This is a genomic window from Paenibacillus sp. FSL R5-0766, from assembly GCF_037971845.1.
Lineage (GTDB): Bacteria > Bacillota > Bacilli > Paenibacillales > Paenibacillaceae > Paenibacillus.
The window spans coordinates 1086412-1109868 of the sequence record NZ_CP150227.1 but is presented as its reverse complement, the minus strand read 5'-3'; the positions used below and the strand labels follow the sequence as shown (position 1 = coordinate 1109868).

15 protein-coding genes are annotated in these 23457 nt (G+C 48.6%); 2 read left to right on the top strand and 13 right to left on the bottom strand.

Annotated features, from left to right (window positions below; translation table 11 throughout):
• Positions 1-220 precede the first annotated feature (220 nt).
• From MKY66_RS04970 to MKY66_RS04910, 13 genes are all read right to left on the bottom strand, one after another.
• The gene (locus MKY66_RS04970; protein ID WP_076213341.1) at positions 221-3694 is read right to left on the bottom strand and encodes a glycoside hydrolase family 2; all 3474 of its coding nucleotides are present in this window, start codon (positions 3692-3694) and stop codon (positions 221-223) included.
• Between the two features lie 263 nt (positions 3695-3957).
• On the bottom strand, positions 3958-5805 hold the full coding sequence (locus MKY66_RS04965) for an IucA/IucC family protein (RefSeq protein ID WP_076213339.1): 1848 nt from the start codon (positions 5803-5805) through the stop codon (positions 3958-3960).
• The gene (locus MKY66_RS04960) at positions 5765-7186 is read right to left on the bottom strand and encodes a type III PLP-dependent enzyme (protein WP_076213336.1); all 1422 of its coding nucleotides are present in this window, start codon (positions 7184-7186) and stop codon (positions 5765-5767) included. Before MKY66_RS04960 ends, MKY66_RS04965 begins: the two co-directional genes overlap by 41 nt.
• A complete protein-coding gene (locus MKY66_RS04955) occupies positions 7183-7959 on the bottom strand; it encodes an aldolase/citrate lyase family protein (RefSeq protein WP_076213334.1) in 777 nt (258 codons plus the stop codon). Before MKY66_RS04955 ends, MKY66_RS04960 begins: the two co-directional genes overlap by 4 nt.
• Entirely contained in the window at positions 7956-9938 is a 1983-nt protein-coding gene (locus MKY66_RS04950; protein ID WP_076213331.1) for an IucA/IucC family protein, read from the bottom strand. Before MKY66_RS04950 ends, MKY66_RS04955 begins: the two co-directional genes overlap by 4 nt.
• Complete coding sequence (locus MKY66_RS04945; protein ID WP_256704285.1) at positions 9913-11700, bottom strand: IucA/IucC family protein; 1788 nt, start codon at positions 11698-11700, stop codon at positions 9913-9915. The genes MKY66_RS04950 and MKY66_RS04945 overlap by 26 nt, the downstream gene beginning before the upstream one ends.
• Positions 11678-13111 (bottom strand): MFS transporter, encoded by a 1434-nt coding sequence (locus MKY66_RS04940; protein WP_076213326.1) that lies wholly within the window; start codon positions 13109-13111, stop codon positions 11678-11680. Before MKY66_RS04940 ends, MKY66_RS04945 begins: the two co-directional genes overlap by 23 nt.
• Complete coding sequence (locus MKY66_RS04935) at positions 13105-14460, bottom strand: diaminobutyrate--2-oxoglutarate transaminase (protein WP_076213323.1); 1356 nt, start codon at positions 14458-14460, stop codon at positions 13105-13107. Before MKY66_RS04935 ends, MKY66_RS04940 begins: the two co-directional genes overlap by 7 nt.
• Before the next feature lie 173 nt (positions 14461-14633).
• The gene (locus tag MKY66_RS04930; RefSeq protein WP_076213320.1) at positions 14634-15650 is read right to left on the bottom strand and encodes a hypothetical protein; all 1017 of its coding nucleotides are present in this window, start codon (positions 15648-15650) and stop codon (positions 14634-14636) included.
• 579 nt (positions 15651-16229) lie between these two features.
• Complete coding sequence (locus MKY66_RS04925; RefSeq protein ID WP_076213318.1) at positions 16230-17051, bottom strand: ABC transporter ATP-binding protein; 822 nt, start codon at positions 17049-17051, stop codon at positions 16230-16232.
• Positions 17052-17064: 13 nt separating this feature from the next.
• The gene (locus tag MKY66_RS04920; protein WP_076213315.1) at positions 17065-18108 is read right to left on the bottom strand and encodes an iron ABC transporter permease; all 1044 of its coding nucleotides are present in this window, start codon (positions 18106-18108) and stop codon (positions 17065-17067) included.
• Entirely contained in the window at positions 18105-19118 is a 1014-nt protein-coding gene (locus MKY66_RS04915) for an iron ABC transporter permease (protein ID WP_076213312.1), read from the bottom strand. Before MKY66_RS04915 ends, MKY66_RS04920 begins: the two co-directional genes overlap by 4 nt.
• 97 nt (positions 19119-19215) lie before the next feature.
• Positions 19216-20229 carry an iron-siderophore ABC transporter substrate-binding protein gene (locus MKY66_RS04910; RefSeq protein WP_076213310.1) on the bottom strand — a complete coding sequence of 338 codons (1014 nt, stop codon included), beginning with the start codon at positions 20227-20229 and terminating at the stop codon, positions 19216-19218.
• 423 nt (positions 20230-20652) lie between these two features.
• On the opposite strand from MKY66_RS04910, the gene MKY66_RS04905 reads away from it, so the two are divergent.
• Together MKY66_RS04905 and MKY66_RS04900 are read left to right on the top strand one after the other, a co-directional pair.
• Positions 20653-21234 carry a hypothetical protein gene (locus MKY66_RS04905; RefSeq protein ID WP_076213307.1) on the top strand — a complete coding sequence of 194 codons (582 nt, stop codon included), beginning with the start codon at positions 20653-20655 and terminating at the stop codon, positions 21232-21234.
• 262 nt (positions 21235-21496) lie between these two features.
• Complete coding sequence (locus MKY66_RS04900; protein ID WP_076213305.1) at positions 21497-23269, top strand: alpha-glycosidase; 1773 nt, start codon at positions 21497-21499, stop codon at positions 23267-23269.
• Positions 23270-23457 lie beyond the last annotated feature (188 nt).

The window sequence follows — 23457 nt, the reverse complement described above, 5'->3', positions numbered from 1 at the left end:
AAGATCGCATAATGACATGCGATCAACACCGTAGACCCGAGGGGATTTCTTCATTACAACGTAAAATGGAACAATAACTTCTGCAACATTTTTTCTCCATAGAAGAAGGCATGAGCGCTCCGTTTTCTTGCATCAGCGATACACAATATTAAAAAATCCCCTTCAAGTAACCACATGTTCTGAACGAACACCTTTTACTTGAAGGGGATTGATCTGTACTCTATTTCTCGAATCGGAACCAGCCGAAGTCAAACTGACTGCCTGGCAGGAAGATAAAGCTTACTTTCTGCTCACCTTTCACCTGTTCAAGTTCAAACACCCGCTCTTCATATCCACTTGACTGCGTAAACTCAACCAACTGGTTACTCTGTCCGTCCGCACCTGCGAAGCGAATATGAATCGTATTCTTATCAATCGGTGAATGACCATAGATCACAAGCTTCGATGTGCCTTCTGCCGTAAAGTCCATATTTTCAAACTCCAACGATACATTGTTCCCGATGCCTTCAACACGGTCACCCTCAATTTTAAACGTATCTCCATAGAGATGATCACAGGATGCAGCCGCATTCTGCTCGAAGGCCCGACTCTGACGTTCGAAGGAGAAGCCTTTAATATGAATCTTCTGCTTCAGCACAAAACAGATCGAAGTGATCCCGCTAAGGCGTTTGGACAATTGGTATGTCTCTTCCTGGTACACATTCCAGATGGACTCTTTGTCATACACCACATCTGCGATCATCGTGCTTCCCTCTTCATCCGGCATACCTTCCCAGATCTGAATGAAGTAGTCCTCAGTGGACAGCGTGAAAATAGGAATCGTTATGGTATCGGAGCCGTACGGTCCGAAGTCAATATTACGGAAGCCTACGTGCGTCTCTCCATCCCGACTTGTCGCTACCCCGCGCTCATTGCCGTTACCAACCTCACCTTTGGTGTAATCGTACAGTCCGCCCGTGATGAAGCCGTATGGATCTTTGTAGGCTGTGCCGAGACCTTCCGCCTTGAACTCCAGCTGGGAGATGAGTTTCGTTTTATCCGTACCGTTGGTACTGGTTGCGCGAAGCCGGAACTCCCCGTCACCTATAGCCGATACCTTCACCGCATGTTGATGCTCACCGTTGTCGCCCGTTTCTACTTCAACAGCTTCCACTTTGGAAATGTTGGACTCGATCCCCGCATCGTTCACAACGGCCCACTCGATATCTCGGTAAGAAGTGTTCTCCGGATACAGCTTGGCGGTTACGACCAGCTCCGGGTTGGACGGATCGAGCAACTGTCCTGCTTTACTGATGATCTCAATTTTCCGCAAAGGAATCTCTTGAGCATTCCCCGTAAGCACCGGACGTTCTTCATTGTTCATGAAGACAGCTTTCACTTGTTTCTCATTAACCAGTTCCGCATCCACAATACGCGATTCAAACTCAGCTACAGCCTCTTCCAATCCTTCGGAAGAAACTTCAATCCGCACCGTTCCAGGTTCATTTGTCGCTCCGATGATCGCCATCAGTTTGCCGCTGAACAGTCTTCTGCTCAATCCTTTGTATGGATCATAGTCCGTGCTGTCCCCGTTATCCAGACCGAGCAATCGACCTGCACCCGTCACCTGAACTTGCACGCGGTTATTCGCATTGTGCACCGGATTACCCGCTTCATCTTCCACATCAATTTCTACAAAAATCAGGTCTGTGCCATTCGCTTGCAACTGCTCCCGATCCGCCTGCAGACGAATTTTCTTCGCATCCGTATAGGATCTTTGCACATCGGTTGCAATGATCTGCCCGTTCTCATCGTAAGCGATCGCTTTTAGCTCGCCCTCTTCGTACGGCACTTTCCACCAGCCTGACAGCTGTGTTCCATTAGCATGATCGATATCGTAGGTGCCAATGGTTTTACCGTTGAGTTGCAGCTCAATCTTAGGTGCGTTGCTGCACACGCGTACATCAATGATCTGACCCGGGCTGAAATCCCAGTAAGGGAACAAGTGAACCATCGGACTTTTCTTATAATCCGTCCAAGCCGCTTGGTAGATATAGTAGGAGTCTTTCGGGAACGTTGCTGTATCCAGCTGTCCAAAATACGAATTCTTCGTATGATACGGCGTCGGTTCTCCGATATAATCGAATCCAGTCCACAGGAACTGCCCCAGCGAATACGGTGTATCCCGCTCTGCCAAGATGCAGTATTCTGCCGACTTCGCGCCCCAGCTCGTCGTACTGTTACCCAAAGCCGAGCACTGCTCATCATCATCTGCCAGAATCGGCTGTTCGAATGGGAAGTGATAGATACCACGACTCTGTACCACAGAAGACGTTTCACTACCATAGATGATCCAATCTGGATGTTCTTCATGATGTTTGTCGTAATATTTTTCCGCGTAGTTGTAACCTGCCAGCTTCACGATATCTGCGCATTTTTGTGCATTTTCCCATGGCATGTAGTTCGAACCAATCGTCACGCCAGCATTACCTTTTGGATCAAATTCCAGCACATAATCCATCAGCATCCGGGTTACTTCCTGTCCACGCTCATCCGCATGGGTATCATAGATTTCGTTCCCGATACTCCACATGATCAGGCTGGCATGGTTACGGTCGCGCTTCACCCAACTCTTCACATCGGTATGCACCCACTCCGGGAAAAATCTCGCATAGTCGTATGGCGTTTTGGCACGTTCCCACATATCGAAGGCTTCAGACACAACCAGCATACCCATCTCATCTGCAAGTTCCATGAACTCTTTGGCAGGCATATTATGCGCGGTACGGATGGCGTTAACGCCCATTTCTTTGAGCAAAACGAATCTTCTACGCAATGCTGTCAGGTTAAACGCAGCTCCCAACGCCCCAAGATCATGGTGTTCACACACGCCGTTCAGCTTCATCTTAACTCCGTTCAGGTGGAACCCTTCATTGGCATCAAGTTTGATATCCCGGAATCCAATGCGCTGTGATACCGATTCAACTGTCCGATCTTCCGAGATCAATCGCAGCTCCGTCACCAGTTCATACAGATGCGGTTCATCCGGGCTCCACAGGTTAGGATTCACAACCATAAGCTGTTGGCTATCTGTCGCTGCAACCGCTTTTTCAACCACCGAAGCCGCAACATTCGCTTGGCTGGATGCCACCACCTGACCTTCATACAAGATCGTATGCACCAGCTCTGCCTGCTGATTCTGTTCCAGGTTCAGCTCCGTATCTACTTCCACCTGCCAGCCATTCGGCTGCTGATTAATGGATACATAGATCCCATCCGTAACGATATGGTTGCGGTCTCTCGTCTTCAGCCACACATGGCGATAGATTCCGGCCCCGGAATACCATCTGCTGTTCGGGCTCTGATGCACTACTTTGACCACAATCTCATTGTCGCCTTCCACCAGAGCATTCGTGATCTCATGTTCAAAAGCAGAATAGCCATACTTCCACTCCCCAACCAACTGCCCGTTCACATACACCGAAGAGTCCATGTATACGCCATCAAAACAAAGCAAAAGCTGCTGCTCATCCTTCGTGTAATGGAACGTCTTGCGGTACCATCCAATGCTGTCTTCATACAGTTCAAGCGTATTATATATCAGCCAATCATGGGGAAGCTCCACAGGTTCATATACCAGACCCGCAGGTTCCGTAACATCCAGCTTACTTTTCGCAAACTGCCATCCATCATTAAAAAGTCTCTTCTGATTCATGGTAGATTCTCACTTTCTTGAAGTAAATTATGATTGCGGTTACAACAGTTGATGTCACTTTTTCCGAAAACCTTTTCGGTAATACACAAGTAGTACTATACCACATAACCCGATTATACCATCAGTCTCTTTCCTGTAACTCCTTTTCATAAGATTTTTTAGCCATAATGATGAACGTTTTACTCCCTCCAAGCATTGTAACTTTCGATGACAACAAACCAAAAAGGCAACCCGTCAACCGGGTCACCTTCTCTGTTCTATATCTATCCCTTGTAAAAAGGGTTCCACCCTATGCCTTTGCCCGATGGCATCGCGCCAGGCACCCCATCCGCTTCAAGCAGCGGACGGACAACTAACTTCACGGGCCACTCCCTGCTCTCGAATATCGCATGAGCTAGCGCGGCCCGGTCAGATTCGGGAAGCTGCACATGTTGCAGCGCTTCCTTCCAAGCCTGCTCTGTGATCTCCAATAACTTCGTTTCCGGGATGTGATACACTTCGCTAAGTGCCTCCATGATCGCAGCCAGATTCACCTGCGTCCCCAAAGACTGCACATAGAAAATCAGCTTCTGAATCGTCTCGTTATACAGGCTATTCGAGTAGCCCGGGCGAATATGATAGGCAGGGTCTGCAATACCATGTTTGTCCAGATAAGGCTGATGCAAACGCACGGAATCATGATCCCGGAACAAAAGACCTTTTACCTGATTATCCCGTAACACCAGACAGCAGTTCTGACCATGAATCTCAGGCACAACGCCCACCTTGAACAGACGCATCACGATATCATAAAACGTCGTAGCTATACTGGTATAGAACTCGAGAACATCCGTGCTGCTCAGGTTTTCCCCCAGAATATCCGTTAATAGATGATGCCCTTCCAGATTCACACCCAGTGCGGCCATTGGAATGACTTTGTAGGCTTCATTCAGCAACTCAGTGGGATACACACGAATCTGTGCAGCCAGATGCCGGGGATGATCATCGAATAGTCCCATGGATTCCGGCATGAAACCCCACCAGTTCTGTTCTTCACACATATACACCTTGTGCTTCAACGTCTCGTCACAAGCAACAGCTTGCCTTAGCATCCGTTCTCCAGCAAGACCATTCAGAAGTTTGACTACTGGAAGATAGCGAGCTGCCCCTAGCGACAGCACACTAACCGGAAGTTTGAGCATCCGAGTGGACTTGGTTGACGGAGCCATCGAGCGCAGAGAGGATGTGGCCTGTACGTCACCCACTTCTACATCCAAAACAATAAGGCTACCCTCTTCGATCTCTCCAGTAAAGCGAGGCAGAATCACATGCTGCAATTGCCACGGATGAACAGGCATCGGCAGATATTCGTCCAACGTGATCCCTTTTTTGGCAAACTCGGCTTCTACTACTCCACGCTGAATATCGCTTAACACATCCAAAATGGACAATCCATCTTCACACCCTTGCTGCACGGCATCCAGCCGTATAGCTACCCAGCGCAGCGAAATCGTCTTCCCGAATTCTGCTGCATACCGTGTTACATCTTCTGGGTTGAATCCCACCTTGGCTTTGGACGATGGGTGAAATGGACGATCCCGCAATGCCGCAACACGTTCACCTTTGATAAACCACTTATAAGCAGAAGCCGGGACGTTGGCGGACAGATACTGGACTTGTTCCCAGCCCAGAGCATACTGCTCCACAGCAATGTCCAGACTAGCAAGAAACTCCGCCACTCCGGGCTGCGCATAGGCCTCATCCGACAAAGCCCTCTGTAACACCGCACGTCCAACCTCAGCCGGAGAATCAAGGAGAACCCAGCTTCCATCTGTTTTCTCCTCATAGATCGGTGAACCCTGGACCCACTGAATCCCCTGTCTCACCCCTTCTTCAACCAGACACAGTACACCTTGAGTGTGTAATCTGTAGCGAGAAGCTACATTCTGATTAAGCTCTTCGCTGTCATATCCCTTGTACAATCGACGGAACGGTGCAGGTGCCGTAGCAAAATCAATGAATGGGTAATCCTCCAGTGGGAGTAATTGCTCCGACAAAAATGAATTTATCAGATCCGCCATAATCCGGCGTTCAGCGGCTTGCAGACTGGAACGCTTCATCAGTGTTGACATGATTATTGTCCTCCGTTAGATAATGGAATGCCGGGTGCGGATGCCCCAGAAAATCATGATGCGAGATGGTCCAGCAATAAGCGCCAGACTTTTCAAACAAAACAATATCTCCCACGCGCAGCAGTGCTACCTCCGCATCAGAATGCATGCGATCTTTGGGTGTGCATAGCTCACCTACGATATGGACTCGATGACCTCTTACCTCTGGCCGGGCAAATGAATGCTTCCAACGGTCCGTCACCATAATCTGAAACGGATGGTTATGGCCCCATGAAGCAGGCAGACGATTGTGGTGCGTACCTCCCCTTAACACGGCAAAATACTGATCATGAGAGGTTTTGATATCCGTAACTTCTGCTGCGTAATACCCGTGGTCTGCCACCAGCAGTCGACCCGATTCAAAATACAGCTGACCTCCGCGGGAAGCAAGGCGCTCTCTGGCTTCACTTTGCTCCAGCAGGGAAGTGAACAAGGGCCAGTCGAATCCGGGGCTGCCATCATACGTAACACCGAACCCACCTCCTGCATTCACCACTTCCACAGGAAGATCATACTGTTGCTGCCACTGTTCCACCTTTTGCAAATACAACTCGATCATCTCGGCGTGCAGCCTTGCATCCATATTGTTGGACAAGGAGTGAAAATGGAACCCGCTTAACCGAACCACACCCGCGCCTTCCACACGAATGAGTTCAATGGCTTCTTCCACCGCCTCTTCATCGATTCCAAAAGGACTCGGCCCACCACCCATGACAATCTTCGTCCGGGGTAACGTACTGCTTCGCAGATTGATTCGAAGAAGAATGCGCACCTCCTGCGCTTGCTTCTGTTGTTGCTTGTGTTTCGGCTCATTTTCTTGATCCTGTTTTTGCTTCTGCTCTTGCATCAGTTCCTCGCCGTATGCTTGCGTATATCTCTGCTCCGGTTTCTGCTCCCATTCTTGCTTCTGCCTGTTCTCCTGTACCTGCGCCTGCCCATGCTCCTTCTCTCTTTCTTTCGCAATCGCAATGATCCGCCGCAGCTCCAGCAAACTTTCCACATGGATGTAGCTCACGCCATGCTCGATCGCCAGCCGCAGCTCGCTCTCCTTTTTACCCGGACCTCCAAACAGAATCGGAACCTCACGACTTACCGCTCTAACCTTGAGTAGCTCTCCAATCGAAGCCACTTCAAATCCCTTCACCAATGGAAGCAACGCCTCAATGATCCGCGGATCAGGATTCGCCTTAATGGCGTAGAACAACTGTGTGTTCCCAGGCATGCTGTCCAACATCTGATGTACCTGTTCCTGAATGCCAGCCAGATCATAGACGTAAGCACATACCGGATCTTCCATTCCGCGTTGTAGTTCATCAATTGTATGCCATACACTAGGTTTCATATCTGCCCACCCGCATTCCTGTAGTCATTCCGTTTTTGCGCATATGCCCGAAACGCCGTATTCCGATCATCACCAAGCACGTATATATGTACTCCCCGCTCAGCCCAAAGCGACATATCCTCCACACCTCTGGTGACCGTTGCATAAGGTACTTTGCACTGCCGAGCGGTAGCATGCAATTCATCCAGTGCACGTCTCACATCCGGGTGCTCCGTCTGCCATGGCACACCGAGGGATTGCGACAGATCCGCCGCCCCTTCCAATACAAAACTCACCTGAGGGTGAGACAGAATCTGTGCACTTTGCCGCACGCCCTCCACACTTTCGATCATGGGTACAACCATCACCTGTTGGTTCGCTTCCCCAATGTATCCCGTGAGCGGATATTTCCCAAATACACCGGGACGACCACTATTCAAGCTCCGCGTGCCAACCGGATGGTAGTAGGCGTGACGAACCGCTTCTTCCACCTGCTCCAGTTGCTCGACATGCGGAATGACGATGCCTTGTGCACCACAGTCCAGCACTTTAAGAATCTCTGCTCGCTCCACCTTCGAGATACGTACCAACGGGGTTAGGCCGACCAGTTCCGCCGCCCTGATCAACTCTTCCACCGATTCCATGGATGTTGCGGCATGTTCCAGATCAATAATGACAAAGTCATATTCCGCATGTCCGATCATCTCAATGATGACCGGGTGCGGTATGGATACAAAAAGGCCATAAACTGGCTGTTTGCGTGCAATTTTTTCCTTCAGCGTGTTCCTTCTCATTCGACGATTCCCTTTAATTCGGGTGTTCTCTTTGATTCAAGTAAATCCTTTGATATCTTGAGCGGATTGCTCGCTTTGCGGAAATATAACTCTCCATCCCCATACAGACGGCGCTTTGTCATCTCTTCGATCAGTGCATCTTCGGCAAAAAGGTCATATGCAGCGAATCGCTCTTCGTACTCCGGGTGCTCTCGCTGATAATCCACAATCACACCTGCGCACAGCTGCCAGAACGCTTCCTCCGACAACCCAAACTTCTCCAAAGCCAGCGCAATATCCGTCATACAGATAAAAAAGAATGCATCATATGTATAGTCACGGACTTCCGACACATCTCCCGCATAGATGAAGGAATACCGATTGAACTTGCGATGGGTTTCCGGCTCTGGGTTCAGCTTCGGTGCCCTTTCCGGGTGTAACAGTTGATCTGGTACATAGCGAACGCCATCATGCAAGTCCTTGATAATGATTCGTTTAGGCAAATCATCTTCCAGTACCAAAATGATATTCTGAGCATGAGATTCCAGCGCAATCCCGTGTGCATAGAGTAGATGAATAATCGGCAGTGTAACTGTGCGAACAAGGGCCTCGCTCCACTTTTCCACACCATGTCGTTCTACAGCATCCTGGATAAACGGAACACCATTGGGCTGCACCAACATCAACGCATTCAGCGGCCATGCCGTCTCACCTTGCTTCAGGTGAACAGAAACATTCTCCCGCCAGATGGCACCGAGTGTACCGTAGGCCCGTCCATATTGGGTTGCAGGCAACTGCTCATAACGAAATGACAGTCCCATGATTTCTTTTAAAATGCCAAACTGCACCTGCTGCAACAGCTCATCTTCACGAATGAGTTCTTCCAGCCAATCGCTGATCAGCGGTGCGTTCTGGGTTGTATGCTGTGCCAGAATGCGCGTACTCGACGTGTTGGTAATACTGAGGGCCAGCTTGATGTAAGGGGCTTCCGGATTTATCCGGTTCGAGAGTGAACGGATCGACTGCTGCGCACGATAGGGCGAAGACGATAGTCCAAGATACACGATGTCCCCATCCATCCGTTGACGGGCATATACCGACTCCAACTGATGCTCCCACTGCCATGGATGAACTGGAATGAACACATAGCGATCATCCGCGTCAGAACCTCCCATTTCCCCATCCACCTTGCTGTCTTTGCTGCCAACGATAGAGCCTATTGAGCTATCTTGAACAGCTGTTATTTCACCAACCTCGGCACTGCTCTCAAGCTGATCTGCACTCGTCGCATATGCGTTGACGTTTTCGCCCATGTCCGCACGACCTTGTTGTTGCAGGATCTGTTGAAATCGCTGCATATCCTCTACGGTCAGATGTTGCCCCACCAGTTTTTCAGAGCTATACCCTGCGGATACAGCGGTCTGAGCAAATTCTTTTTTCACAGCCACCCAGATTAATGCAACCTCTGAGTTAAATTCCGGGCCATAGGCCAGATTGTCTTTCAGAGAAAATCCCAGTCTCGACTTGTAGCTCGGGTGGTACAGATGACCGTCAGTCATATGACTTTCGAGCGCATCATAATGTCGATCTTCACTCGGAATGTTCAAGGGCAATATAGCTTGGCACTGGCTGTCCTTTGCCATCGTTTCGAGCAGTTCCTGGATAAAAGCTGTCACATTTGCACCCTTCAAAGCGTTCAGCACAATTTCCTCCAAAAACAGATCCAGATCGGTGCAGAGTACGCCTTCTCTTTGGATCGAACCCTTCTTCACCTTCACCCGACCAAATGAAAACTTCTGCTCGGCTTCACACGTGTACGCCACAGGTTTTCCTGACGATGTAAGTCCTTCGGTTCGCCATTCGCTCCCACTTACATGACTGTCCAGAATGCCTTCGAACCACATCGCCTCCAACGTCTGCCGCATGATCCGTTCCTGTACACCCACGTAGACTGCTTCTGTCCTGCCGCCTGCTTCAGCCCTGTATCCCACGACTCCCACGTACTTCACTCCCCATTCGTTTCATTACATTGCTCACCGGCACGTAGGCCGGGGTCTGGCTGATCCCTCTTAGACAACTCACCAAGTTTTGTTTGGCCAGAAAAGCATCCGTTGTCAGCAGATGTTGCACATAAGCATTGCCCGTTCGTTCCAGTTCATCTACAAGTACCTCACGTACCTGTTTCCAGAAATGCTCCTCGGATACGTTCACATCTCGCGCCATGGCATGAATTAGAGAACCCAGATGATTGACGATAAAATAGTAAGAAGTCCGCGCCCAGGCTTTCTCTCCCGAATAAAATAATAAATCGGACGCAGCACGATCCTGCTCACTTATAAGTTCCTCATCCACACTGACCCCTTCCAGATCGCGGACGATAAACTCAACAGGCAACCCATCCTTTAAGGTCACAAGGGTATTCTGTAAATGAGCTTCAAAATGAATACCTTTCTCTCCCGCCGCCCGTACAATCGGCAGCAGCGAACATGCCAGATATCGTTCCAGCCAACGCTCGGCAATGTCACGTCCACCACCCAGCATCGTCATCAACCTAGAACGCATCCCGGGAAGTGGTGCTTCAACCAGACTGGATAAGACATACGTATGCTCAACATCAAACTCAATGGGCCGATAAGCTATCGTAAACAGACTGGTTAACTCTTCATTTTCAAAAGCACAAGTCGCTACACCCGTCTCATACGCAATATGTGTGTTCGGTTCAGCACCGAAGCAGCCATGCTGCCTGACGTATCTGGAGGCATCTAGTGTTCTGTGCATCTGCTCAGCACTGTTGGTGCGAATCATGTTCGTGATCTGCATATTCAGTGACAGCTTGATATTGCAGTTCCATTCGGGAACATAAACTGTACGAACCGAAGAAGTCGGATAGACGATTGGCCCCGCACTGCCGAGTAAGATTAGTTTTTCATCTCGAAGATAAGACTGTACCTCGGTCAACCGTGATATGTACGCATATTGCCATGGATGGACAGGCAGTAGCCCATACATTTCACTTTTTTCTTTTAAAATAGGCTCCACATGGCTCCGCAGGAGATCATGCAAATCCATTACCGCCTCATCATCCACCCATTCCTGCACGTAGACATCCTGCCTCACGGCGATATAACAGAGTTGAAACGATGTCCGTAACTCCGGACTGTACTTCTGTACATCCTGCTTGCTGAAGCCTTTGGTGTTCTTCGGGAACGGATGGAACGGATGACCATACAACAGTGACTGTTCAGATGTACAGTAGTCGTGGATGTCGAGACCAGCTGCTTGTTCGATATACAACGTGAGGTTGCCCACACTGTTATCTACCTTTTGTGCAAAATCTTTGGCATACGCCGCCTCTACATGATACGTATTCTGATCCAATGGATGTACATTCTCCAGCTCAAGTGAACGCTTCATTTCCATCACACTTTTCTTCATTCCATGTTGATCCGAACTCGCTCCCTGTGCTCCATCTCCACTTAGCTCACATGTGATCCAACGTACCAAGTCGCCATAATGCACCGCTTCCCCGCCAGATTCCATGCTGAGGTATTCATGCTCCCCCATGGCAGAGTAATAAGACAAACGTCCTGTCACCGTCACCCCGCTGGCTTGAAAAGCAACAGCGTACGTCAGCGTATTTGAATTGATCCGAATGTCGTTTTCCTTCTCTAGCGCAAGCTCACGGATGTAACAGTTCAGCAGCAGTTTGCATGAATGTTCATGGGCCTGCTGCTCAGCCTCAGACCGGAGCTTGTTTTCCATCTCGAACAATGATGCCAACCTTCTTTCGGGTTATAAGTAAGACCAGGGGAAGTGTAAGCAGTATGGCGCAGCCAAGTCCGATACAGATTTCTTTGAGTGCTCCCCATTTTGCCATCTCCATGGACGTTCCTGCCCCGGCAAGCCATTGCCAACGCATATCGTAATACAGGGTCAAGCCCATCACTGCAAACGAAGAAGCGAGCCGCTCAATTGTGGTCGATAATACCGACCCTTCATGCATGTCTTCGTCCGGTAATGCTTGCAGGCCAATCGCAGAGATACTCATGCCTGACAGACCAACGCCAATTCCGCGGCACGCCATGAGCATCCCGATGATCCAGATCGATGCTCCCATGGGCAGAACTGCAAACGACAAGATCGATATCGACACCAGCAACGTCCCCCATGCGATAAAATGTATGGACCGACCACGATCCAGCAAGCTGCCGCCAATCCACATGAATAGACTTGTACAGATTGATAAGGGAATGAACAGTGCACCGGACAGGGCCGGTGACAGGTGGAAGACGTCCTGGAACAATAACGGCAATGCAAAGATCACGCCAAACATGACACAATCCTGAATCGTCGAGATCAATACGGTCAGCGGAAAGACGGCATTACGTCGCAGCAACTGGTACCGGATAAGTGGTTCCTTCCGACCGTTCTCTGTCTGGACAAAACGAATGAGCAGCACCACACCGAGCGCAATCAGCAGCCAAGGTACCCATACTGCCACGACAGGACTTGCGTACAACTGTACTCCCAGACTAAGGGCACCTACCGCACAGATCAGCAGCATGACACTGGTTGGATGCCATTTTTTCCTGCGGGCAGGGATATAGGTCTGAATGACTCGACCGCACCCGATGAACGAGAATATAGCCAGCGGCACATTAAGCCAAAACAGCATTTCAAGTCGTCCATACTGAATGATGAAGCCACCCAGCGTTGGCCCGGCAGCCGGAGCCAACATAAGCAGCAAGCCCCACGCTCCTGTAATTCGTCCTCGCACCTCTGGTCCGTATACATCAAACAACAGCACAAGGGATAACGGAATCATCAGCCCCGCGGCAACGCCATGCATGAAACGAACCAGCAACAGTACCTCAATAGAGTGATAAAACAACGCACCTGCTACCGAGAACAGTCCATAGATACTGATGCCCAACATATACGTCTGCTTACGCCCCAGTCGGTCCACAATCAGGGAAGCCAGCGGCATCGTTAACGTCATAGCCAGCATGTACAGCGCGATGATCCATCCGCCTGCTGTCGTAGAGATCTGATAATATTGCACAAAATAAGGCAGCAGCAGGTTAAATGCACTGTTGGTCAGTACCAGCGAAAAGGCACCGATCAGAATCGCGAGTAATACTGCATGCCTCTTCATCAGGGAAAGCTTCAGCATGCGGCTGTTGCTAAGGCAATCGCTTCAGCTACCGATTTCTCAAAGATCGCAAGGATTGCACCCGATTCTTGCTCCGTAATATTCAGCGGCGGCAAAAAACGAACAACCGCTGAATGACGCCCGCCCAGTTCTACAATTAATCCATTCTTGAAACATTCACGCTGAATAGACTCAGCCAGCGCACCATTAGGCAGATAATGTCCCAGACGATCCTTGCGTCCCATTGGATCAACCACCTCAACACCAATCATCAACCCTCTGCCCCGCACATCACCGATCTCTACATATCGCTCTTTCAATGCATTCAGTTGATTCATGAACTGCTCACTGCGCAGATGCACATTGTGTAGAACATCCTGTTCCCGAATATAACGAAGTGTCGCAAGTCCCGCTGCCATGGCTAGTTGATTGCCACGGAACGTGCCTGTGTGTGCACCAGGTTGCCATTGATCCAGCTCTTCCTTATAGATGACAACAGACATGGGCAGACTTCCGCCAACCGCTTTGGAGCAGATGATTACATCAGGTACAATCCCGGCATGTTCGAACGAAAACATTCGCCCTGTCCGTCCGATGCCTGTCTGCACTTCATCGATGATGAGTGGAATGCTTCGCTCTGCTGTGATTCGCCGCAGCTCCCTCAGCCATTCGATATCTGCCGGAATGGCTCCACCTTCACCCTGCACCGTCTCCACAATGACCCCACACGGTGCCGCAATACCGCTCTCGCAATCATCGAGCAAGTTCTCGATATACTGTGCGCTTAACCGGGCCGTCATGCCTTCACCAACACCAAATGGGCAACGGTATTCATAAGGAAAAGGCAGGAAATGAACATCGGGCAGCAGGCTTTGCAGATGTTGTTTCTTGCTCAGGTTGCCACTCATCGACATTGTCGCTTGGGTCGAACCGTGATAACCTCCCTGAAAGGCAAGAATAGACTTGCCACCTGTAGCATGTTTGACCAGCTTAATGGCTGCTTCTACTGCATCGGCCCCCGTTGGACCACAGAACTGGATTTTGGCTTTGTCTCGCATCTCTGCCGGAAGAATGGAGAATAGTTCTTGCATATATGAAAGCTTCAGCGGTGTTGCCAGATCCAGTGTATGAAGCGGAATCTGCTGATCCAGCACATCGCGAATGGCGTTGACCACCGTGTCATGGTTATGCCCCAGCGCCAATGTTCCTGCACCAGCCAAGCAGTCGTAGAATACGCGGCCTTCCGTATCGGTAATCTTCACCCCATGGGCCTTGTTAATGACAAGCGGGAAATGTCTGGGGTACGATCTTGCATTGGATTCCTTCTCATTTTGCATCTTCAGATATTCCGTCTGCACCTCTACTGACATAGCCCTCTAACGCTCCTTATAATCGATTCAGGCTGAACCTGCTGCCTGTGTTTCTTGTTCTGCATTTTGTATGTGAAATGGTATTGGTTCAAAATCATGGTGAGGTCCGAATTAAATGATGGTATTCGTCATCTGTTATCCGTTATAACTTGTCATCTATACGTTGTTATAAGCTATATTTCTTTATATTCAAGTTGCTCCTGACACAGATATTCCAGGTATAACCGAACCACATCACGAGTTGTTCCACCATGAGGAAAGACGTGGTGTGTCAGATCTGGCAAGGCGTTCACTTCCAGGATGCCTCCCTGATCTCTGGAGATCGGGGTGCGGATATCACGACAACGAACATCAACTCCTGCTACATCGATCTGAAGAGTCTTTGCCGCCTGAATGATCATTCGGGCATTTTCGGGATGAATGATTTCGGTACAATCCTTGTAGAATTCACTGATTTTTCCGGCGGCAGAATTGCGGAGATCGTATAATTCGATTTCTTTTCCCGCGGCAGGAACTTCATCCAGTGTTGTCCCTTGTGCATGTAGTACCTCGAGCAGTCGTTCCTTTTCTGCATTAACCTCGGGAAACGCTTCATACTCGCCAATGGGTGTCATCTCGATTCGTTCCTGATTCAACTGCTCAATTAACGCCCAAACGGTTGAAGTTCCGTCTCCCTCAACATAGACAGGCCGATACTGGTTCACAGCCGCCACTTCTCCGTTGATGATCAGCACTCTATAATCGATCCCGTTCACATATTGCTGTAACATAATGCTGCTGCCGTGGACACTCGCAAGACGAATGGCTGCCTTCAGTTCATCTGCGGTACGCACATCCAACGTCACGCCCATGCTGCTGCTCGCATCCAGCGGTTTAACCACAATGGAGCCGTATCTATTCAGAAAAGCTACTGCTTCGCTCCCCATCTCCGGGATCACGATAAATGATGGTACAGGCATGCCCTGTTCATGCAACAACATATTACATGCCTGCTTGTTCTTCGCGAGCAGTCCAGCGATTAACGGCAGACGATGAGATCTGGTTTTGTTAATGATGATCTCTTGGTCCCCTACAGACAGCTTCAGGAAATCTTCGCATCCCTCAAGAAGTGGCTCACAGGTGATGCCCATTTCTCTCGCTTTGCTTATAATGAGTCGGTTTTGCAGATTATGAATCCCTTTCGGAAACACTGAAAATCCTCCTCGATCGAATGAAGGTACTGGCTCCTATATAAGTTGAATAACTGCTTTTACACGAAACCACTGCGCGGTCAGAACCATCTTCCGATCGCTGTTATCACCAGATTTTTTGAATCCCTTATTCAAAGGGGAAATCCGGTGATAAAGGCGAAGCTTATGCTTACGATGCAGCTTTCTTGCAGAAAGCTTTTAGCTTCGCTTTTTCAGGTTTTTTCTGTCCTCTCCGTTGCATGTAAATGATTAATTCAACTTATATTGCTCATACGTTCATCAATTTTTATTGTAATTTAATATTGATAATGATTATCAATATCATATAAAATCTATTTTATGGCAATTCGAGTTATATTGTCAATAATAAACTTTTAAGGAAAAATAAGATTGAATTTAGTGTAGGTTTAAGTCGATGCAGGTATGCTTTTATCGAATAATAGGCACAACAAACCGGGCAAGCCTGGGACATGGTTTTACCAACGGCTTGCCTAATTTGTCATCTGCATGGTCATGCAATGGAGTTGATGTGGAGTTTTGAATAACTTTTGAACGAATCAAAAGCGGACTTGTTGATCTTCAAGCCAATTGTGTATAACGCTGTTCCCCATTCAGCTTCCTTCCCCGTCCGTGCGGGATACAGGTTGGTGTGCCAAAGAGTGGATCAACTGCAATCTCACACTCCATCTGGAAGACTTTACGGACCATGTCCTGTGTAACAATATCTTCCGGTTTACCTTCTGCGTAGATCGACTTGTTGTGAACAGCCACAATGTGATGCGCATAACGACATGCCAGATTCAGATCATGAAGTACCATGACAATCGTGCGTCCTTCTCGTTCGTTCAACTCAAACAACAGATCAAGGATATCAATCTGATGTGTCATATCCAGATAGGTTGTAGGTTCATCCAGCAGCAGCGTTTCGGTACCCTGCGCAAGTGTCATCGCAATCCAGGCACGCTGACGCTGTCCACCAGACAGTGCATCCACAGGCCGATCCGCTAGGTCAGTCAGATGTGTGGATTCAAGTGCCAGCTTAACCATGCGCTCATCCTCACGAGACCATTGCTTCAGCCATGTTTGATGTGGATAACGTCCTTGCTTAACCAGTTGGTTCACCGTCAGGCCCTCCGGAGCAGTGGGACCTTGTGGCAGGATGGACATGCGTCTTGAAATTTCCTTGGTCGGCAGCTTTGCAATCTCTTCGCCATCCAGCAGCACCGAACCGGAGCTGGATTTCAGCAACCGAGCCATCGTACGCAGCAGCGTAGATTTACCACAGCCGTTGCTGCCAATCAGGACGGTAATCTGTCCCTTGGGAATGGTCAGGTTCAAATTTTCAATAATGGGATCTGCTCCATAGGAGATCGTAAGCTCCTTGGCTTCCAGAATACTCACAGCTCTCTCCTCCTCAAAACTGATTTCGATTCTTGAACAACAAATACAGGAAAAACGGTGCTCCTACGCCTGCGGTGAATACCCCTGCGGGAACATCAAGCGGCAGAAAGGCAGTGCGGGCAATCAGATCTGCCACAAATACAAGCAGAGCACCAACCAGTCCAGACACAATCAGCATACTGCCAAACATCCGTCCAACCAGCTTTCGGGCAATATGTGGAGCGATCAGGCCTACAAAACCAATGGTTCCGGCAACCGCAACGGCGATTCCCGCCAGCAATACACTGCATAACAACAACGCCGAACGATGCCGTTGAACGGTAACACCCAATCCCGTAGCCAGATCATCCCCGAACTCCTGTGCATTCAGACTACGGGCGAACCAGATCGCCAGCGGTACAACGATTACGATAACCGGTAAAATCGTTTGGACATCAGTCCACGATGCTCCATATACACTTCCTGTCAGCCAGATATAGGCTTGACCTGCCGTGTAGAACGGACTCAGGATCAGCATAAAGGTGGTTCCGGCTCCGGTAATAGCTGAAACTCCAATTCCGATCAGCACCAGACGGATCGGACTGACTCCCTTTTTCCAGGCAAGCACGTAGATGATCAATGCCGTCACAATTGCGCCAGCGATGGCGAACAATGGCAACAACTTGATACTTACCGCTCCACCCAGCAACGTAACAAAACCTACAGCTGCAACGGCCGCGCCGCCGGTGATGCCGATGACATCCGGTGAGGCCAGCGGATTACGGATAATGCCTTGCAGAAGTGCGCCTGACATACCGAGGGCTGCTCCTACGAGCAGAGATAATAACACCCGTGGCAGTCTTAAGGTCAGCACGACGAAGTCATGCTCTCCTGCATTCAGACCAAATATCGTTCTGAGCACATCCAGCGGAGAAATAAAGTCACTGCCTACACTGGTACCGACCACTCCTGCCATCAGGAACAAGAGGATACATACACCGATGACAACCAGTGATTTTCGTTCCATTTGCACTGAGACAGTGTCTTTTTTGTTGCGAAAAGTCAACACCTTCCTCATATCTTCGTCACCCCCTTGCGGGCAATATACACGAAGAAGGGTCCGCCAATCAGTGCAGTCATGACACCGAGTGGAACTTCCTGCGGCATGATCACCAACCTTGCAACCACATCCGCGGACAACAGCAGAATCGCTCCCCCTACAATAGAGTAAGGAACGAGCCAGCGGTAATCATTTCCCACCAGTGCACGCATGATATGTGGGACAACCAGACCGACGAGCCCGATCGAACCGGCTACGGCAACCGAACCACCCGCCAGCAATACCGTAACAATTCCCATGAGCACCTTGACCAAAAGTACATTCTGTCCCATGCCTTTGGCGATATCGTCACCCGTCAAGAGCAGATTAATGGCTCTGCCCATGAACAGAGAGACAATGGCTGCGGCTGTCATGTACGGCAGAACAGGATATAACATATCCAACGTCCGACCACTTACTGAACCGGCAAGCCAGAACAGTACATCCTGCAATCCGGTTCCATCCAACACCAGAATGGCCTGTGTGAACGAGGCAAACAACGCTGAGATAGCCGTACCTGCCAGTACAATTTTGATCGGTGTCAGGCCATCACGACCGAGGGAACCCAGTGCGTATACAATCGCCGCGGCAACCGCAGCTCCGGCAAAACCAAACCACATCATGGTAGTGAGCGAAGATACGGACAATACCACAATAGCAATGACAATAAAAAAGATCGCACCTGCATTGATCCCGAATACACTTGGTGATGCCAGCGGGTTACGTGTCAATGCCTGCATGAGTCCGCCCGCCACGGCCAGACTTGCTCCCACGACGGCAGCAATAACTGTACGTGGCAACCGTTCCGTCAGCAGAACCACATGTTCCACAGAACTCTCGTCATAGAATTGCAATGCTTCCCATGCCATCTGAAACGTGATATGTGTACGTCCCAGAATCATACTGGCTAGGCAAGCAAGTAGAAGTAATATGAATAAACCAGCCAGTCCATAGATCTTGGCGCTTGCCTTTGTAAAAAGGGGAAACATACTCTCACTCTTTCATCTGTAAAATGATAAAAGACCTGCCTGCCCATACACTTCGTTAACGAATGTCTTGGTGCATGGCAGGTCCTGCTCCTGTTAGTTAGTTCAGGTTGAACTGCTTATATAAATCGTCCAGCATCATGTTGGCCGATGTGTATCCACCTGCCATGTTCCAGGCCACTTCATCGACCTGAACCAGTTGGTTGTTCTTGACTGCATCAAGGTTTTTCCACAGTGGACTGCTGGTCCAATCATCATAATTTTTCTGGATGGCATCTGTTTCTGTGCCTGAGTTGAAGTTGAAGATCATGTCTGCATTCATATCCGGAATGTTTTCTTTGGAAGTCAATTCAACTCCCCATGTGTCTGCGTCATGTCCCGCAGGTCTCGTGAACCCAAGCTCCTTCAGAATTTTACCTGCGTATCCCATGTAGAAAATACGAACCTGATCGGCTCTGAAGTTCGTGATGGTTGCTTCAATTGGCAGACGATCCCCCATTTTCTCTTTGAAATCAGCTACACGGCCATCCCAATCAGACAACAGTTTATCCGATTGCTCAACCATATTCATCGCTTCACCCGCTACTTTCACCGTTTCTTTCCAGTCAAACAGGGTCTCCGTCACTACCGTTGGTGCGATCTGTGATAGTTGCTCATAGATCTCTTCATGTCTGATCTTCGTAGCAATAATCAAGTCGGGTTTCAACTTGTTGATCTCTTCCAGATTGGGCTGCGATTCCTGTCCTACTTGTGGAACTCCGTCCAGATCTGCTCTCAGATATTCATATACCGGCTGCTGAACCCATGATTCCACCACGCCTGTCGGTTTCACGCCAAGTGCAACAACGACATCATTTGCACCCTGGAACAGTGTCACGATCTTTTGCGGGGTTCCCTTGATTGTGGTTTCGCCCATGGCATGTTTGATCACACGGGTCTGATCTTCAGTCGCACTGGCGGTTGTATTACTTTCATTACTGCTCTCATTGCTGCTTGCAGCTTGGCTGGACGTATTCGTTGTCTCGGCACTTCCACCCGAAGCACAACCAGCAAGTAGTGAAATCATCAGAATAAGTGCTGCATAAATGTATAGCTTTTTCTTTACTTTATACATGAAATCCGTCTCCCCTTTTTATCTAAATGATATTGAATCTCATTATCAATTGTATTGTAATGGAGATGAAATCATTATACAAGCATTTTATTTGGAAAAACTTCTCACTCCCTGTCGAACTCTTCAACTTCATAAAACAACATTAAATGAAGATATATTAACCCAACCAATACAATATATATCGATATAATACGGATATACATAAACCATATATGTAATTTTTTCTCTATAACTTAACACGCACATTTCTCTTCTTACTTGTAGCTTCATCTAATATATGTCCTTTTGGCTAGTGAATCATTATTCATTCATATGCGATTAACTGATGAATCAACTGTAAAACAATTCCTGTAATTTCTTGTTGTACTATGTTAGATTATCCATTGGAATAAAATCACATCTATAGATAGGGGAATTTTTAACGTGAAGAAATCTTGGATTTTATCATTTATTATGAGTTTTGTATTGCTCGGCGGGGTGTTCGCACCTGCAGGGTCCTATGCCGCTGCTGCGGATGACTCAACCACTACATATTCGGAAGACGAATACTATGAAGAAGTTGACACGTCAGAACAAGAACCGATTCCTACAGTCGAAGAAGAAGATTTCCTCAACTACCTGGATGCATTGACTGATCCTGCCGTATACGAGAAAAAAGCCTTGAATGCAGTGGGTGGCAGCACGTACATCACATCTTCCAATCGCAAATCCTTCTATCTGAAACTAAATAATACAGCCATCCCTAACTACACCAAGTATGTCTCCATGCTGAAACAGATCAAACCGGAGAACGCTGAACTGAAAAAAATCCATGCCAAACTGATCAAAGGCAGCTATGCTCAGCTTGAAGGATATCAATTGTTCAAAAAGTCTGTTGCCAAAACAAAAGTAAACAGCAAGCTCCTTAAACAAGGTAATGACAAGATTGCATTAGGAATCAAAAGCATTCAACAATACCATGCTGAAATCAGAGCCTATGGCGAAAAACTCGGCTACCAAATGTAAAGCAGCCACACATGTATAACGTCAGACTGCACTATTCTGGCGTTCACGTGTGAATGGAATCATCGTTTTATCCTTTTTAAGAATTTTTGAAATTTAAGGAAAAAAAGTGTTTTCTTTTGCTGCGTTAGTTCGTATAATAGCACTATAATCAAAAGGCTATGCTGCCGAAAGGTACAACCTCGTGAACAATTGAGGTTGTGCCTTTTTTGCGTTTAATGGCCGCTTTTATCTGAATTTCATCATCTGACGAGGAGTGATTTACATGATTCTTGAAGCCATCTACCACCGCCCCAAACTCAATTGGTCTTATGCTTATGACCGCTCGACCATGCACCTCCGACTTCGGTCCAAACGTGGGGATCTGGATGCGGTGATTGCCATTACCGGTGACAAATATGCCTGGGATCGGACGATCACACATATCCCTATGCACATCTTTGCCCGGGATGAAATGTTCGATTATTGGGAAGCTGAGACTTCACCTCCCTATCGCAGATTGCGGTATGGATTCCAACTGATTCAGGGAGAGGAATCAGTCTGGATGACAGAACGTGGATTCGAGCAGGCGCTGCCTGATCATCCACTTGAATTTTTTGATTTTCCATTTATGAATCCAGTCGACATTTTTGAACCGCCTGCCTGGGTTAAGGACGCTGTGTTTTATCAGATTTTCCCTGAACGTTATGCCAATGGCGATCCATCCATCAGTCCCAAAAATGCAAAACCCTGGGGAGGAGAACCTACACCGGTGAACTTCTTCGGCGGTGATCTCCAAGGTGTGCTGGATCATCTGGATCATATAAGTCAGCTTGGCATCAATGCCATCTACTTCTGTCCGCTGTTCGAGGCCACGACGAATCACAAATACAATACAGGCGATTACATGAAAGTTGATCCTCACTTCGGAACCAATGAACAGTTCAAGGCGTTCGTGGACGCCTGTCATCAGCGCGGCATACGTGTCGTTCTGGATGCGGTATTCAATCATTCCGGCAGAGAGTTCCCTCCTTTTATCGATGTCATGAAGAATGGAGCCTCTTCCCCCTACGCAGATTGGTTCTATATCAAGGACTGGCCGCCACGTGTGGAGGATGGCATACCGACTTATGACACTTTTGCCTTTGAACCGCTCATGCCGAAGCTAAATACGGAACACCCTGAAGTGAAGGCATATCTGCTGGAGGTAGGACGTTTCTGGATTGAGGAGATGGACATTGACGGCTGGAGGCTCGATGTAGCCAACGAGGTGGATCATCAGTTCTGGCGCGAATTCCGTCAGACGGTAAAAGCCATCAAGCCTGACGCCTATTTGCTTGGTGAGATCTGGCATGACTCGCTCATGTGGCTTCAGGGAGACCAGTTCGATGCCGTGATGAATTATCCGTTTACCAATTCGGTATTGGACTATACGGTGCATGGCAAGCTCGATGGACTTGGATTCGCCAATGAGATCGGCAAACTGCTTGCAGCCTATTCACAGCCTGTAACGGAAGCCGCCTTCAATCTGCTTGGAAGTCATGATACACCCAGACTGCTGTCCTTGTGTGATGGAGATGAGCGCAAGATGAAACTTGCCGTTACGTTACTACTTACGTATCCAGGTGTGCCATGTATCTATTATGGAGACGAAGTGGGGCTTGACGGGGGATATGATCCGGGTTGCCGCAAGTGTATGGAGTGGGATGAGACCAAGCAGAATCGCGAGCTTCTGGAATTCTTCACCCGTACGATTTCCCTTCGCAAACAGCACCCTGCCCTGCGCAGCACGGAACTGAAGATTGTATATGCAAAAGCCGGAGACCCTTGTCTTGCCATCGAACGATTGGATTCGCAGACGGGAGAGCGCATGCTTCTTGTGCTGAATGCGGGTGATGAGCCGTGTACCCTTGAACTCCCTTTGGCAGATCGTAACGTCTGGCGAAATCTGTTCACATCAAACACCGTGGAAGCTCGGCAAAATAAACTGACCCTCGATCTGGAAGCATACGGATTCTCCCTGATGCAACTTGAGGTTAAACAACCAGCTGAGGCCTGAGATAAATACAGCTAACAAGGGAAAATAACTTCAAAAAGGCTGTCCTCCAGCTGATATGCTCCCCATAAAGTAGACAGGTAAAATAATAAAATCCTGTTACTGTATGGGTAGCATATCAGACCAAGGACAGCCTCTTCTGTATCTTATACGTCATATTCTAACGAACCCAGCTCACCTTATTCGCTTCA

Excerpts from the sequence above, each read along its gene's own strand:
- MKY66_RS04940 (WP_076213326.1), bottom strand. The coding sequence starts at position 13,111 with ATGCTGAAGCTTTCCCTGATGAAGAGGCATGCAGTATTACTCGCGATT.
- MKY66_RS04965 (WP_076213339.1), bottom strand. The coding sequence starts at position 5,805 with ATGTCAACACTGATGAAGCGTTCCAGTCTGCAAGCCGCTGAACGCCGG.
- MKY66_RS04920 (WP_076213315.1), bottom strand. The coding sequence starts at position 18,108 with ATGAGGAAGGTGTTGACTTTTCGCAACAAAAAAGACACTGTCTCAGTG.
- MKY66_RS04970 (WP_076213341.1), bottom strand. The coding sequence starts at position 3,694 with ATGAATCAGAAGAGACTTTTTAATGATGGATGGCAGTTTGCGAAAAGT.
- MKY66_RS04910 (WP_076213310.1), bottom strand. The coding sequence starts at position 20,229 with ATGTATAAAGTAAAGAAAAAGCTATACATTTATGCAGCACTTATTCTG.
- MKY66_RS04955 (WP_076213334.1), bottom strand. The coding sequence starts at position 7,959 with ATGAGAAGGAACACGCTGAAGGAAAAAATTGCACGCAAACAGCCAGTT.
- MKY66_RS04900 (WP_076213305.1), top strand. The coding sequence starts at position 21,497 with ATGATTCTTGAAGCCATCTACCACCGCCCCAAACTCAATTGGTCTTAT.
- MKY66_RS04915 (WP_076213312.1), bottom strand. The coding sequence starts at position 19,118 with ATGTTTCCCCTTTTTACAAAGGCAAGCGCCAAGATCTATGGACTGGCT.
- MKY66_RS04945 (WP_256704285.1), bottom strand. The coding sequence starts at position 11,700 with ATGGAAAACAAGCTCCGGTCTGAGGCTGAGCAGCAGGCCCATGAACAT.
- MKY66_RS04935 (WP_076213323.1), bottom strand. The coding sequence starts at position 14,460 with ATGTCAGTAGAGGTGCAGACGGAATATCTGAAGATGCAAAATGAGAAG.
- MKY66_RS04960 (WP_076213336.1), bottom strand. The coding sequence starts at position 7,186 with ATGAAACCTAGTGTATGGCATACAATTGATGAACTACAACGCGGAATG.